12 protein-coding genes are annotated in these 13438 nt (G+C 67.4%); 3 read left to right on the top strand and 9 right to left on the bottom strand.

What is annotated here, in order from left to right; translation table 11 throughout:
* Positions 1-17: 17 nt before the first annotated feature.
* Positions 18-464 carry a nucleoside deaminase gene (locus QW887_RS29350; RefSeq protein ID WP_315716695.1) on the bottom strand — a complete coding sequence of 149 codons (447 nt, stop codon included), beginning with the start codon at positions 462-464 and terminating at the stop codon, positions 18-20.
* Positions 465-595: 131 nt separating this feature from the next.
* On the opposite strand from QW887_RS29350, the gene QW887_RS29345 reads away from it, so the two are divergent.
* Positions 596-2671 carry a pseudouridine synthase gene (locus QW887_RS29345; RefSeq protein ID WP_315716696.1) on the top strand — a complete coding sequence of 692 codons (2076 nt, stop codon included), beginning with the start codon at positions 596-598 and terminating at the stop codon, positions 2669-2671.
* 9 nt (positions 2672-2680) lie between these two features.
* Positions 2681-3235: a 16S rRNA (guanine(966)-N(2))-methyltransferase RsmD gene (gene rsmD, locus QW887_RS29340; protein WP_315716697.1), complete on the top strand. Its 555-nt coding sequence runs from the start codon at positions 2681-2683 to the stop codon at positions 3233-3235.
* A 35-nt stretch (positions 3236-3270) separates the two neighbouring features.
* On the opposite strand, the gene mutL is transcribed toward rsmD, so the two are convergent.
* Complete coding sequence (mutL, locus tag QW887_RS29335; protein ID WP_316195644.1) at positions 3271-5124, bottom strand: DNA mismatch repair endonuclease MutL; 1854 nt, start codon at positions 5122-5124, stop codon at positions 3271-3273.
* A gap of 198 nt (positions 5125-5322) precedes the next feature.
* Between mutL and QW887_RS29330 the strand changes: the two genes are divergently transcribed.
* Positions 5323-5634: a ribbon-helix-helix domain-containing protein gene (locus QW887_RS29330; RefSeq protein ID WP_315716699.1), complete on the top strand. Its 312-nt coding sequence runs from the start codon at positions 5323-5325 to the stop codon at positions 5632-5634.
* 191 nt (positions 5635-5825) lie between these two features.
* On the opposite strand, the gene QW887_RS29325 is transcribed toward QW887_RS29330, so the two are convergent.
* The 7 genes from QW887_RS29325 to QW887_RS29295 form a co-directional block, all read right to left on the bottom strand.
* Positions 5826-7394 (bottom strand): GMC family oxidoreductase, encoded by a 1569-nt coding sequence (locus QW887_RS29325; protein ID WP_315716700.1) that lies wholly within the window; start codon positions 7392-7394, stop codon positions 5826-5828.
* Between the two features lie 36 nt (positions 7395-7430).
* Positions 7431-7979, bottom strand: a complete 549-nt coding sequence (locus QW887_RS29320) for a gluconate 2-dehydrogenase subunit 3 family protein (RefSeq protein ID WP_315716701.1) — start codon at positions 7977-7979, stop codon at positions 7431-7433.
* Positions 7980-8028: 49 nt separating this feature from the next.
* Positions 8029-8424 (bottom strand): VOC family protein, encoded by a 396-nt coding sequence (locus tag QW887_RS29315; protein WP_315716702.1) that lies wholly within the window; start codon positions 8422-8424, stop codon positions 8029-8031.
* Position 8425: 1 nt separating this feature from the next.
* Entirely contained in the window at positions 8426-8743 is a 318-nt protein-coding gene (locus tag QW887_RS29310) for a c-type cytochrome (RefSeq protein WP_315716717.1), read from the bottom strand.
* 221 nt (positions 8744-8964) lie between these two features.
* Positions 8965-9384, bottom strand: coding sequence for an alternative ribosome rescue aminoacyl-tRNA hydrolase ArfB (gene arfB, locus QW887_RS29305; RefSeq protein WP_315716703.1), 420 nt, complete (start codon positions 9382-9384; stop codon positions 8965-8967).
* 1179 nt (positions 9385-10563) lie between these two features.
* Entirely contained in the window at positions 10564-11943 is a 1380-nt protein-coding gene (locus tag QW887_RS29300) for a pitrilysin family protein (protein WP_316187668.1), read from the bottom strand.
* Positions 11943-13328, bottom strand: a complete 1386-nt coding sequence (locus QW887_RS29295) for a pitrilysin family protein (protein ID WP_315754473.1) — start codon at positions 13326-13328, stop codon at positions 11943-11945. Before QW887_RS29295 ends, QW887_RS29300 begins: the two co-directional genes overlap by 1 nt.
* Positions 13329-13438 lie beyond the last annotated feature (110 nt).

Here is a 13438-nt window from a genome sequence, read left to right as displayed (position 1 = left end):
GCCGGGGCGAGGCCTCGTCAGCGCCGCGCCTTGAAGAAGTCCTTCAGCATCTGCGACGCCTGCTGCTCGCCGACGGCCGAGTAGACCTCCGGCGCGTGGTGGCAGGTGGGCTGGCAGAAGAACCGCACGCCGGATTCGACGGCGCCGCCCTTGGGATCGGCGGCCCCATAATACAGCCGGCGGATGCGGGCGAAGGAGATGGCGCCAGCGCACATCGTGCACGGTTCCAGCGTGACGTAGAGGTCGCAATCGACCAGCCGTTCGCTGCCGATCGCCTGCGCGGCCTGGCGCAGCGCCAGGACCTCGGCATGGGCGGTGGGGTCGCGGTCGGTCAGAGTGCGGTTGGCGGCGGTGGCGATGACCACATTGTCCCGCACCACGACGCAGCCGATCGGCACTTCGCCGGAAATTGCGGCCGATTCGGCCGCTTTCAACGCCAGATCCATGAAAGAAGGAGCGTTCATGGCTCGTAATGCCCGGATAAGTCTGGTACTGCATCGCCCTTCAGCAAAACCGGACCTCGATTTCCCGCGTGACAGGCGCTGCTCAGAGCGCGCGTACCACGCGACGTCCCGCACCTCAAAGTGAGACTTCCATGCCCCGCGACACCGACAAAGACAACGATTCCCGCGGCCGCCGCGGCGGCGCCCCGCGGGGGCGTTCCGAAGGGACTAAGGGACGCTCGGGCGCCGCGCGGGGCCCGGAGAAGAAGTTCGCCAAACGCGGCTTCGGCGACAAGGCGGCGGGGGCCAAGGGCAAGCGCTCGTTCGACGAGGGCCGTGCGCCGCGCCGCCGCGACGACGGCGGTGCGCCGCGCAAATCCTTTGGCGACAAGCCGCGCTTCAACCGCGATGAGCGTCCGCGCGGCGACCGTCCGTTTGCCGCGCGTCCACCGCGGGGCGAGGACGGCGAGAAGCGCGCCTTCAAGCCGCGCGGCGACCGGCCGAAATTCGACCGTGACGCGGGTGGCGGCGGCAAGCGTCCCTACACGCCGCGCACCGATCGCGACGAGGCCCGTCCGGCGACGCGATCCTCCGAGCGCAAGTTCGGCGAACGCAAGCCCTACGCGCCACGCGAGCGTGACGGTGAGAAGCGCCCCTATACGCCGCGCAGCGGGGGCGCCCGCGATCGCGGCGACCGTCCGCGCGCCGAGCGCAGCTTCGGTGACCGGCCGCCGCGTGGCGATCGGCCGGAGCGGAAGTTCGGCGGCGAGAAGACATTTTCCCGCGGAGCTGACGGCGATCGCGGCGAGCGCAAGTTCGGTGCCGGCCCGCGCGGTCCGCGCAAGGAATTCGGCGACCGTCCGGCCCGCGGCGAGTCCAAGCCCTGGCAGAAGCGTGAGGGCGGCGATCGTCCGGAGCGCAGCGCCCGCCCGCCCCGCGATGGTGCGCGCAGCTTCGACCGTCCCAAGTTCGACCGGCCCACATCCGACCGTCCGAAATTCGACCGGCCGCGCGATCGCGGCGACGACCGCAAGTTCGATCGCCCGCGTCAACGCCCCGAAGGCCGCAGCGAGTGGCAGGAGCATCCGCGTGGCGAAGGTCGGGGTGGTGATTTCGCCGACCGGCCGCGCCGCGACAATGAGGACGAGAGCCGGGTCTTCGCCAAGCGCCCGGCGTTCGGCGGCCGCGGTCCGTATCGCGAGCGCAAGCCCGAGACCGACAAGCGCACCAAGCGCGTCGTGCCCGACGAGGCGCCGAAGCCCGGCAAGGCTGGCGAGCGCATCGCCAAGGTGCTGGCGCGTGCTGGCCTCGCCTCGCGCCGTGATGCCGAGGAGATGGTGACGCAGGGCCGCGTCACCGTGAACGGCCGCATCATCAACTCGCCGGCGCTCGACGTCACCGAGAACGACGTGATCCAGGTCGACGGCGCGCCGTTGCCGGAGCGTGAGCGCACACGGCTGTTTTTGTACCACAAGCCGCGCGGGCTGATGACGACGCACAGCGACCCCGAGGGGCGCCCGACCGTGTTCGACAATCTGCCGGAAGGGCTGCCGCGCCTGATCTCGATCGGCCGGCTCGATTTCAATACCGAGGGGCTGCTGCTGCTCACCAATGACGGCGGGCTGGCGCGCGTGCTCGAACTGCCGGACACCGGCTGGACACGCCGCTATCGTGTCCGCGCCCATGGCGAGATTACGCAGGCGCAGCTCGACCAGCTCGCTGCAGGCGTCGAGGTCGACGGCGTGAAATACGGCCCGATCGAAGCGACGCTGGAGCGCGACCAGGGCGCCAATGTCTGGCTGGTCGTTGCGATCCGCGAAGGGAAGAACCGCGAGGTGCGCAACGTGCTCGCCCATCTCGGCCTCGAGGTGAACCGCCTGATCCGCGTCTCCTACGGTCCGTTCCAGCTCCTGGAGCTGCCCGAGGGCGAGGTGCAGGAGGTTAAGACGCGGGTGCTGCGCGAGCAGCTCGGCGAGAAGGTCATCGCGCAGTCGGGCGCCGATCTCGGTCCGGCCGGCAAGGGTAATCGCGAGCCGTTGCCGGATCCGAAGCCCAAGCCGAAGCGCGAGGTGGTTGCCGACCGCAAGGGCCGGCGCGTGCTGGTCCAGCGCACAGGCAGCGAGGAGGCACGCGAGCGCCACGAGGCCGAGGCGCGCTTTCCCGGGCCGCCGCGGCGGCCGAAGCGCGGCTATCACGGCAAGCGCGATATCACGCCGCAGGACGAGTAGGGTGGTGCGATGCGTGTCGTCGGTGGACGGCTGAAGGGCCGCAACATCGCCTCGCCCGCCTCGCGCGACATACGGCCGACGCAGGACCGGCTGCGCGAGGCGCTGTTCAACATCCTCGTGCACGCCTACGAGGATCCGATCGAGGGCGCACGCGTCCTCGACCTGTTTGCCGGCACCGGTGCGCTCGGCATCGAGGCGGCCTCGCGTGGCGCAGCGTTCACGCTGTTCGTCGACAACGGCGCCGAGGCAAGGGCGCTGCTGCGCAACAATGTCGAGGCGCTCGGCCTCGGCGGTGTCACCAAGGTCTACCGCCGCGATGCCACCAATCTCGGTCCGGCGCGCCCGGTCGAGCCGTTCTCGCTGGTGTTTCTCGATCCGCCCTATGGCAAGGGTCTGGCCGAGAAGGCGTTGGCCTCGTTGCGCGACGGCGGCTGGCTGGTGCCATCGGCGCTGCTCGTGGTGGAAGAGTCCAAGGCCGCCGCGTTCAAGGCGCCCGAGGGGTTCGAAGAGCTCGAGCGCCGCGCCTATGACGACACCGAGTTCGTGTTCTTGCGTGGCTCTTGATCCTTGCGAATGGCTCGTTGCGGAAGTCGTCGGCGCTATCTCCTCCCGAACAGCTTCTCGACATCGGCGAGCTTGAGCTCGACATAGGTCGGGCGGCCGTGATTGCACTGGCCGGAGTTGGGCGTGTCCTCCATCTCGCGGAGCAGCGCATTCATCTCTTCCGGCTTGAGGCGGCGGCCGGCGCGCACCGAACCGTGGCAGGCCATGGTAGCGGCGACGTGCATCAGGCGGCGCTCCAGCGGCAGCGCCTCGCCCCATTCCTCCATGTGCTCGGCGAGATCGCGCAGCAGCCCCGCCGCATCGATCTTGCCGAGCAGCGACGGCGTCTCGCGCACCGCGACCGCGCCGGGACCGAACGATTCGATCGCGAGGCCGAATGAGGCAAGCTCATCAGTCCGCGCGAGCAGCGTCTCGACGGTGGCTTCATCGAGCTCGACGATGTCCGGGATCAGCAGGATCTGCCGCTGCACACCATGCGCCGCGAGCGAGGCCTTGAGCCGCTCATAGACGATGCGCTCATGGGCGGCGTGCTGGTCGACGATGACGAGGCCGTCGCGGGTCTGCGCCACGATGTAGGTGTCGTGGATCTGGGTGCGCGCAGCGCCGAGCGGACGGTCGAGCAGGTCGGGCGCGGCCGGCTGCTCGTGCAGCCGAAGATCGGCGCGGGGCGTGCCGACGTCGAAGGCCGCTTGAGAGGATTCCGCAAGCCCGAACGACCCGAGATCTGGCGAGGGCGCCGCCGCAGGGACGGAGCCGCCGAAATGCGGCATCGCCGGCGCCGACGGCGAGCGCTGCCAGTCCCAATTCATCGGACCGACGTTGGGCCGCGGCGGCGCGAAGGCCGGGCGGAACGCGGCGATGGTCGCGCCGCCGTCATTGGCCGCGGTGCGGCGGCCTTCGCGGGCGAGACCTTCCTTCAACGCGTGGATGATCAGCGCGCGGACCAGGCCGGCATTGCGAAAGCGTACCTCGGTCTTGGCCGGATGCACGTTGGCGTCGACCTCGCGCGGATCGAGTGTGACGAACAGCGCCACGAGAGGATGGCGGTCGCGCGGCAGATAGTCGGCGTAGGCTGCGCGCACGGCGCCGAGGATCAGCTTGTCGCGCACCGGGCGGCCGTTGACGAACAGATACTGCCCAAGCGCATTGGCGCGCGTCAGCGCCGGGGCCGCTGCGAAGCCTTCGACCACGACATGATCGCGCTCGCTGCGCACGGCGATCGCATGGCTGCGGAAGTCGGCGCCGAGGATGTCGCCGAGCCGCGTCAGCTGGCCCGGCGCGCCGGGCAGCGCGGCGGCCCAGGTCACCGGCGCGCGCTCCTCGCCGGCGAGCGTGAAGGCGATGTCGGGCCGCGCCATTGCCAGCCGCCGCACCACCTCGCGGATCGCCTCGGCCTCGGTGCGGTCGGTCTTGAGGAACTTCAGCCGGGCCGGCGTGGCGTGGAAGAGATCGGCGACCTCGACGCGGGTGCCCTGGTTCAGCGCGGCCGGCACGATCGGCGACTTGTCGCCGCAATCGACCGCGAGCGCCCAGGCATGCGGCTCGCTCCTGTGCCGCGTCGTGATCGACAGCCGCGCCACCGAGCCGATCGAGGGCAGCGCCTCGCCGCGGAACCCGAGGGTGCGGATCTGCAGCAGGTCCTCGTCGTCGAGCTTCGATGTCGCGTGGCGCTCGACCGCGAGCGCAAGATCGGCCGCCGTCATGCCGCCACCGTCGTCGGTGATCGCGATCTTTCGCCGGCCGCCACCGTCGGTGAAGATGTCGATGCGGCTCGCGCCGGCATCGATCGCGTTCTCGACCAGCTCCTTGACGACGCTCGCCGGCCGCTCAACCACCTCGCCGGCGGCGATGCGGTTGACGATCTGTTCGGGAAGCTGGCGGACGGGCATGGTGCGAACGAACTTGAAAGCTGGCTGGCTTGGATATTGAAGGCGCGCGGCGCTGCGGCGGTCACGTTGCAAATGTGGGGTGAGAATAGCTTTTTTCATGCGCTGCGGCAGAGAAAAGCAACCTTCTCCAACGGGATTGTGAGGCGGGCGGGGCCAGTATATCGTTTCGCAAAAATAACGATCAGCCGGAGGAAGCCCATGTGCCATCTGTTCGCACACCAGCCTCAGCGCGATTATGAGTCGCAGACCCGCTCGTTGCGGATCGGCGGCCATAGCACGTCGATCCGGCTCGAAATGGCGTTCTGGGACACGCTCGAGGAGATCGCCGCCAAGGAAGGCATGAGCCTCGCCAAGTTCGTGACCACGCTGTACGCCGAGGTGCTCGACCATCACGGCGAGGTGAAGAATTTTGCGTCGCTGCTGCGCTGCTCCTGTCTGATCTATCGGGCAAAGGCGACTGCGACGCTGCCGGAATTTACCGCGGCGGCGATCATGGACGCGGCCGAGTAGCCACTCGGGCGGTCTCTCGTCTCCCTCCCCCGCTTGCGGGGGAGGGCGGGGTGGGGGCGCCACATCGGCGGTCTTTCCTGAGCGTTCCCCCACCCGTATCGCATCTTCGATGCGATACGACCTCCCCCGCAAGCGGGGGAGGCGCTGACCGAGATCGCCGCAAGAGTTTTGCGTCACCATACCGATGGTAATCAAATCTCCTTCTTCTGCATCGCGCCAGCAATGTAGTCCGCCTGGCGGATCGCCAGCGCCACGATGGTGAGTGTCGGATTGCACGCAGCCCCCGTAGTGAACTGGCTGCCGTCTGAGACGAACAGGTTCTTGACGTCGTGGGTCTGGCCAAACTTGTTGACGACGCCGTCCTTGGCCTTCTCGCTCATCCGGTTGGTGCCGAGATTGTGCGTCGAGGGGTAGGGCGTGGTCGGGTAGGTCACGGTGGCGCCGACCGCCTCGTAGATCGCCGAGCCCTGCTTGTAGGCGTGGGCGCGCATCGCGACGTCGTTGGGATGATCGTCGAAATGCACCGAGGCGACCGGCATGCCGAACTTGTCCTTGGCGACAGGATCGAGCGTGATGCGGTTGGTCTCCTGCGGCATGTCCTCGCCGACCAGCCACATGCCGGCCATGCGCGGATAGGTCTCCATCGCCGCCGTGAAGCTGCGGCCCCAGGCGCCGGGATTGAGGAACGCGGCCATGAACGGCAGGCCGAGCGAGAGCGTCTCCATCTCGTAGCCGCCGACGAAGCCGCGCTTCGGATTGAACGCCGCCTCGTCGCGGACGATGCCGGCCATGGTGGTCCCGCGATACATGTGCACCGGGTTCTCGAACGTCGCATAGACGCTGCCGGTCATGTGCCGCATGTAGTTGCGCCCCACCTGGCCGGAGGAGTTGGCAAGTCCATCCGGGAACATGTTCGAGGCGCTGTTGAGCAGAAGCCGTGGGCTCTCGATCGAGTTGCCGGCGACGGCGACGATACGGGCCTTCTGCAACTGCATCTTGCCCTGACCGTCGGCATAGACCACGCCGGTGACCTTGCCCGAGGCGTCATGCTCGATCTTGATCGCCATGCTGTTGGGCCGCACCTCGAGATTGCCGGTGGCCTCGCCCTTCGGGATCTCGGTGTACAGGGTCGACCATTTCGCACCGGACTTGCAGCCCTGGAAGCAGAAGCCGATCTGCTGGCAGGCGCCGCGGCCGTCGCGCGGCTGCGAGTTGATCGCCATGTTGCCGGTGTGCACGGTCTTGTAGCCGATCTTCCGGGCGCCGGCTTCGAGCACCTTGAAATTGTTGTTGCCGGGTAGGCCCGGAATGTCGTTGGTGCGGGTGACGCCCATCTTGAACTCGGCCTTGGCGTACCACGGTTCCATTTCGGCGAGCGTCACCGGCCAGTCCAACAGGCTCGCGCCGGGCAGCGCGCCATAGGTGGTGCGGGCCTTGAACTCGTGCTCATCGAAGCGCAGCGAGGCGCCGGCCCAGTGCACGGTCGAGCCGCCGACCGCCTTGACGATCCAGGCCGGCAGGTTGGCGAAGTCCTTCGCCACGCGCCAGGTCCCGGATGTCGTGCGCATGTCGGTCCAGGCGAGCTGGGTGAAGCTCTCCCATTCGTCGTTGATGAAGTCGGGAATCTCGTAGCGATTGCCCGCCTCGAGAATGACGACCTTGATGCCCTTCTGCGCGAGCTCGTTGCCGAGCGTGCCGCCGCCGGCTCCCGAGCCGATGATGACGACGACGCTTGAATCGTTCTGGTCGAATTTTGCCATGGTGGTTTCCTCCGTGTTTTCTGTTGTTCGCCGGCGTCAGGCTTTCGGCAGCCAGTCGATGTCGGAGAAGCCACGGTTGATGTAGCCGCCATGCTCGGCGGAGGAGCCCTCGTAGCCGAACTTCGGCCAGAGCTCCTTCTGATTGTAGAGCGACACCACGAGGTCGCCGCGGAGCGTCTTGAAGAAGGTCGTCTGCTCGATGCCCTGGAGCAGCGCGACGCGGTCGGCCTCCCACGGCACCTGAGCGTAAGGCACCTTGTGGCGGTCACGCGCGTCCTGGTCGAGCCGGGCGACGCCGTCATTGATCATTGCCTTCACGGCGGCATCCTCCGCGGCCTTACCGTCCCACGGCTTGACCGCGGTGATGTAGTAGCGGTCGGCGAGGAAGTCGTGCGGATAGATGTCGCGCGCGACCTTCACCAGCGTCTTCAGCGTCGCCGGCGTCAGCGCCTTGGCATCCTCCGCCCAGGCATCGGCAATGCCAAGGCCGGTCGCGGAAGCCACGGCTGCGGCCGGCACGGTCGAGGCCGCGCCCTTGAGAAAGACGCGGCGGTCGTATTTGTTGCGGCGATCGACTTCTCTCATGGGTATCCTCCGTTGGTTTTTTGTTTGGTGTATTTTCGTGGTCAGCGGCTCATCCGAAGCGGCCGCCGCGCTGGATGACCTCGATCTTGTAGCCGTCGGGATCTGTGACGAAGAAGAAGCGCGCGAGTGTCGCACCATTGTGCTTGAAATCGCGCAACGGGCCTGGTGCCAGGTTCTCGCGCTCGAAACGGGCATGCTCGGCATCGAGATCGTCGACCACGACAGCGAGATGGCCGTAGCCGTCACCGAGCGTATACGGCTCCTTGCGGTCGTAGTTGACGGTGAGCTCGACCTCGAAGGGCGACGACGGATGGCGCAGATAGATCAGCGCGAAGCCGTCGAAGCGCAGATTGTCTGATATCTCCAGGCCGAAGGCGCGCTTGTAGAAGTCGAGCGCCTTGGCCTCGTCGAGCACGCGGATCATGGAATGAACGGGTTTGGCCATCTCAATTGTCCTTCAGGTAGTTGATGATCGCGGCGCGCACGTCGGGCTTGGCCTGGCGATACGCCATCACGGCGCCGGGGATCAGCTCTTGCGGGTTGGTCAGCCAGGCATCGAGCTTGGTCTCGTCCCAGGTGAAATCAGCTTTCGCGAAGCCGGCCGAATAGCGGAAGCCTTCGACGGAGCCGGCGCGGCGGCCGACGACCTTCGACAGCGGCGGCCCCTGGCGCATCGGCTCGGCGCTGCTCAGCGTATGGCAGACGCCGCATTGCTGCTTGAACAAGGTCGCGCCGTCGGCAGGCTTGGGCGACGGCAAGGCCATCTGCGCCGATGCAATCGTGGTGCTCAGGACTGCGCCGCACCATCCTAGTCCAAAAACAATCAGCAGCTCTTGCGCCGTACGCCGTCTCGACATCGATCCTCTCTCATCATTTTTGATGAGACTAGGTGGCAGCGAGAGCGCCGTGGTAGTAGCGGGCTGTTTCGGCCGGAACAAAGCGTGCGCAGGACTTGTCTAGTCGCAGGATATGTCAGCGTTGCGGACTAATCGTCGAAGCGGCGCCCGCCGCGTCCCGCTTTGACATCGCTGCGGATCTTCTTGCCTTCGAGCCGGCGCTGCTTGGAGCCGAAGGTCGGCTTGGTCGGGCGCCGCACCTTCGGCCGGATCATCGCCTCCTTCAACAGCGTGACGAGACGCTCGATCGCATCGGCCTTGTTGCGCTCCTGGGTGCGGAAGCGTTCGGCCTGGATGACGATGACGCCGTTCTTGGTCATGCGCTGTCCAGCGAGCCGCGCCAGCCGTGCGGCGGCGTCCTCGGGCAGGGTGATCCGGGTCGTGTCGAAGCGTAGCTGCGCCGAGGTCGACAGCTTGTTGACGTTCTGGCCGCCGGGGCCGGAGGCGCGGACGAACGAGATCTCGATGTCGTCTTCGTTGATGGCGAGGTCGCGGGAGATCCGCAGCATGGGGCACCAGTGGAATCGAGGTTTTCGCGCCCACCATAGCGGGTTTAGGGGAGGTGTGCGCGGGGCGTCATGGCGAGGCGCGGTTGGCGGCCCGAGACCGCCGCCAGAATCTCCACTGTCATCCCGGCGAACGCCGGGATCCATAACCCCAGGGAGCAGTTTGGGGCAGGCTGGCCGCTGACACCTCCCGCCTCACGTCGGCTGCGGCGTATGGGTGCCGGATCTGCGCCGCGCTGGCGCGCGTCGCAGCTTGTCCGGGACGACAGCGGTGTGCGAGGCGGATTCACGGTTCAAACAGCGGCCGCAGGCGACGACATGTCAGCGCGTTCTCGCGGCATCTGATGCCCGAGGTCTGCGATCAGTTCGTCCCTCGCGAGCATGCAGAGGGCGCGGGGAATGCCGGGCGCTGGCCGCACCCATGGCCCGCCTGCGAAAAAAATGCAGGCGGCAGGTACCACAGGTTCAGCCGAGGCATCCCGGCATTCCCCGCGCGATGGTCTTCACGCTTATACGCAGTCTCCCTGGTGCGCCGGGCGTGTTGGCCACCATTGCGCATGATGCTTGCGCATCAGCGCGTGATACCAGCATCGGGGTATCAGGACGCTGCGACTTCACGTCCGGAAGACATCGTTCGTCCGCGTCCTCGTGAGAAGACGCTGCGATCTCTCGCGGCCACCGCTCCCCGCCTCGCGTGTCGTGACGATCGCGCGCAACGCCCCTCCGCAGTGAGGCGGGATGGGCGGATCAAATCATGAATTCCGAAAAATAGCAAGAGTATTATTTTTATCGGAAATCAACGCGCGGTCCTCCCGCGCTCGTCCCGGGCAAGCCGTCAGCGACGCGAAGCCTGGCTGACGGCGCCGACTCGGGACCCATTCGCCGCAGCCGAGGTGGGGCGGCAGATGCCAATGACCAAGCTGCCTCAAACATCGCCCTGGGGGTATGGGTCCCGGCTCAAGGCCGGGACGACACTGTTTTTGTGGCGCCAGCGGTGGTTGGCCACGATCGTTCGTCATGGCCGGGCTTGTCCCGCCTGCGCGGCCGAAGCCGCTTGGGCGCAGCGAAGGCCCGGCTATCCACGTGGCCCAGCGTCCTCGGAACGACGTAGATGCCCGGGACAAGCCCGGGCATGCCGAGCAACTAACAACGTGCTCGTAGGAGAGAAGCTCCGCGCCCCGCTCAGTTCGTCTTGGTCACCGGGGCCGTGGCCGGCGCCTGGGACGGTTCGGCGGCGGCCTGCGGGGTGCGGCCGACGACGGCCGTGAGCAGGCCCTGGCTCCAGAGCTGCTTCGCCGCCTTCTTCGCGTCGTCCAGGGTGACGGCGTTGACGATCTCGCTGCGCTTCTCGATGTAGTCGATCGGCATCTTGTCGAGCTGATATTGCAGCATCGCCTGCGCCAGCTTGGAGGAGGTGTCGAGCGCCAGCATCTGCGAGCCGTTGATGTAGGACTTGGCCTCGTCGAGCTCCTGCTGGGTCGGGCCTTCCTCGGCCATGCGGCGGATCTCCTGCTCGACGGCCGCGATGGTCTCGCCGGCGCGGTCGAAGCGGGTGGCGGTGTTGCCGATGAACAGCGCCGAATGATCCATCCACAGCAGCGCGTCGTAGACGGAGTAGGCGAGGCCGCGCTTCTCGCGCACCTCCTTGTAGAGCCGCGACGACAGGCCGCCGCCGCCGAGGATGTGGTTGACCACATAGGCCGCCATGAAGTTCGGGTCGTGGCGGCGGATGCCGGGACCGCCGAAGGTGATCACGGTCTGCGGCACGTCGAGCGGCACGAGCGCGCGCTGCGGCGGCATGGTGGCGACGACGTCGGGCACCGGCGTCAAGGTGGCCTTGGCCGGCAGGCTGCCGAAGGTCTGATCGAGGAGCTTGCCGAGCGTGGCCGGGTCGACGTCGCCGACAACCGCGACCTTCAGCGTGTCCTTGGCGAGCACGCGGCCGACATAGGCCTTGAGATCGTCGACGGTGATCGTCGGCACGCTGTCCAGCGTGCCGTTGGCCGGACGGCCGTAGGGGTGGTTGGGGAAGGCAAGCTCGAGGAACTTGCGGCCCGCCAGCGAGCTCGGATTGGTGGTCTCGCGGCGCAGGCCGGAGATCACCTGCGAGCGGATGCGCTCGACGTCGGCGCTGTCGAAATGCGGCGAGGTCAGCGCGGTGCGCAGCAGCTCGAACGCCTCGTCCTTGTTGTCGCGCAGCATGCGCAGCGAGCCGCGGAATTGATCGCGCGAGATCTGGAAGCTCAGCTCGATGGCGCGGCGGTCGAGCCGCTCGTGGAAGGTCTTGGAGTCGAGATCGCCGGAGCCTTCGTCGAGCAGGTCGGCCACGAGATTGCCGACGCCGGGCTTGCCGGCGGGGTCCTGCGAGGCGCCGCCCTGGAACGCATATTCCATCGCGATCAGCGGCACGGTGGCGTCCTGTACGAACCAGGCTTCGATGCCGCCGGGCGACACCAGGTGCTGGATCTTGGTCGCCGCGTGGGCGGCGGGAACGATCGTGAGCGCGGCGGCGCCGACGGCGAGAACGCAGGCGAAGCGGCGGGCGAAGGTCATTGTGTTCATCACGACCGCTTCTCCTCGCGCTTGGCCGCATTGTCCTTGATCAGATAGCCGGTGACCGAGCGCTTCTTCTGCAGCCAGGTCTGCGCGGCGGCGCGCACCTGCTCGGCGGTGACGGCACGGATGCGGTCGGGCCAGCTCCGGATGTCCTCGATGCTCAATCCGGTGGTGAGGCCGCCGCCATACCAGCGTGCCATGGTGGCCTGGTTGTCATTGGCGTAGATCGCCTCGGCGATGAGCTGCGTCTTGACGCGCTCGAGATCCTCCGCGCGCACCGGGTTCTGCGCGATCTCGGCGATGACGCTGTCGACGACAGCCTCGACCTGGGCGAAATCGACGCCCGGACGCGGCGCGACCGCGATCGAGAACTGGCTCGGATCGAGCGACGTGCCCTGATAGGACGCGCTGGCATTGACCGCGAGCGGCTTGTCGACGACGAGCGCACGGTAGAGATAGGAGTTGCTGCCGCTACCCATCAGTTGCGCCAACACATCCAGCGCGGCCGACTGCCCGGGGGCCGCGGTGGTGGCCGAGGGCACCAGATAGAAGCGGCGCATCGAGGGCTGCTCGACATGCGGGTCGGCCAGCGTGACCGTGCGCGGCGCCACCGGCTCGGGCTCCTGCGGCCGCAACCGGCGCGCGGGGATGTCGGGTTGCGCGGGAATCTTGGCGAAGGTCTGCTCCACGAGCGGGCGCACTTCCTTGGCGTCGGTGTCGCCGGCGATCACCAGGATGGCATTGTTGGGCGCGTAGAAGCGGCGATAGAACGCCAGCGCATCCTCACGGCCGAGCTTCTCGATCTCCGGCCGCCAGCCGATCACCGGGCGGCCATAGGGGTGGTTGACGTACAGCGCCGCCATGATCTGCTCGTTGAGACGGGCTTCCGGCGAGTTGGCGACGCGCATGTTGTACTCTTCGAGCACCACGTCGCGCTCGGGCAGCACGTTCTCGTCCTTCAGCACGAGGCCGGTCATGCGGTCGGCCTCGAACTCCATCATCTTCGGCAATTGATCGCGCGGCACGCGCTGGAAATAGCCGGTGTAGTCGACCGAGGTGAAGGCGTTCTCATTGCCGCCGATCTTCAGCACCGTCTTGGAGAACTCGCCGGCGGGATGCTTCTCGGTGCCCTTGAACATCAGATGTTCGAGGAAGTGCGCCAGGCCCGACTTGCCGGGCGTCTCGTCGGCGGAGCCGACCTTGTACCAGATCATCTGCGTCACCACCGGCGTGCGGTGATCCTGGATCACGACGACCTGCAGGCCGTTGGGGAGGGTGAAGCTGGCGGGGGGCTCGGAGGCGAACGTCGTTTGCGCCGAAGCGCCCGCCGTGAACGCGATGAGGGAGACGAGCGCGGCGGCGACGGGAATGAACCGGTGCGAGGACATCATGATCCTTCTGAAGGCCCGCGGGGCGGGGCGATCGGGTTTGAGCGCAGCATGCTACACCGCGCCGGACGGGGCCCGGCGTCACAAAACGGCGACATCGTGCCGCCGCGAGA

The sequence above is a fragment of the Bradyrhizobium sp. SZCCHNRI3052 genome (assembly GCF_032484895.1).
GTDB lineage: Bacteria > Pseudomonadota > Alphaproteobacteria > Rhizobiales > Xanthobacteraceae > Bradyrhizobium.
The sequence above is the reverse complement of the archived record's forward strand: the minus strand, read 5'-3'. Positions and strand labels throughout refer to the sequence as shown.

Excerpts from the sequence above, each read along its gene's own strand:
- QW887_RS29350 (WP_315716695.1), bottom strand. The coding sequence starts at position 464 with ATGAACGCTCCTTCTTTCATGGATCTGGCGTTGAAAGCGGCCGAATCG.
- QW887_RS29345 (WP_315716696.1), top strand. The coding sequence starts at position 596 with ATGCCCCGCGACACCGACAAAGACAACGATTCCCGCGGCCGCCGCGGC.
- rsmD (WP_315716697.1), top strand. The coding sequence starts at position 2,681 with ATGCGTGTCGTCGGTGGACGGCTGAAGGGCCGCAACATCGCCTCGCCC.
- mutL (WP_316195644.1), bottom strand. The coding sequence starts at position 5,124 with ATGCCCGTCCGCCAGCTTCCCGAACAGATCGTCAACCGCATCGCCGCC.
- QW887_RS29330 (WP_315716699.1), top strand. The coding sequence starts at position 5,323 with ATGTGCCATCTGTTCGCACACCAGCCTCAGCGCGATTATGAGTCGCAG.
- QW887_RS29325 (WP_315716700.1), bottom strand. The coding sequence starts at position 7,394 with ATGGCAAAATTCGACCAGAACGATTCAAGCGTCGTCGTCATCATCGGC.
- QW887_RS29320 (WP_315716701.1), bottom strand. The coding sequence starts at position 7,979 with ATGAGAGAAGTCGATCGCCGCAACAAATACGACCGCCGCGTCTTTCTC.
- QW887_RS29315 (WP_315716702.1), bottom strand. The coding sequence starts at position 8,424 with ATGGCCAAACCCGTTCATTCCATGATCCGCGTGCTCGACGAGGCCAAG.
- QW887_RS29310 (WP_315716717.1), bottom strand. The coding sequence starts at position 8,743 with ATGGCCTTGCCGTCGCCCAAGCCTGCCGACGGCGCGACCTTGTTCAAG.
- arfB (WP_315716703.1), bottom strand. The coding sequence starts at position 9,384 with ATGCTGCGGATCTCCCGCGACCTCGCCATCAACGAAGACGACATCGAG.
- QW887_RS29300 (WP_316187668.1), bottom strand. The coding sequence starts at position 11,943 with ATGAACACAATGACCTTCGCCCGCCGCTTCGCCTGCGTTCTCGCCGTC.
- QW887_RS29295 (WP_315754473.1), bottom strand. The coding sequence starts at position 13,328 with ATGATGTCCTCGCACCGGTTCATTCCCGTCGCCGCCGCGCTCGTCTCC.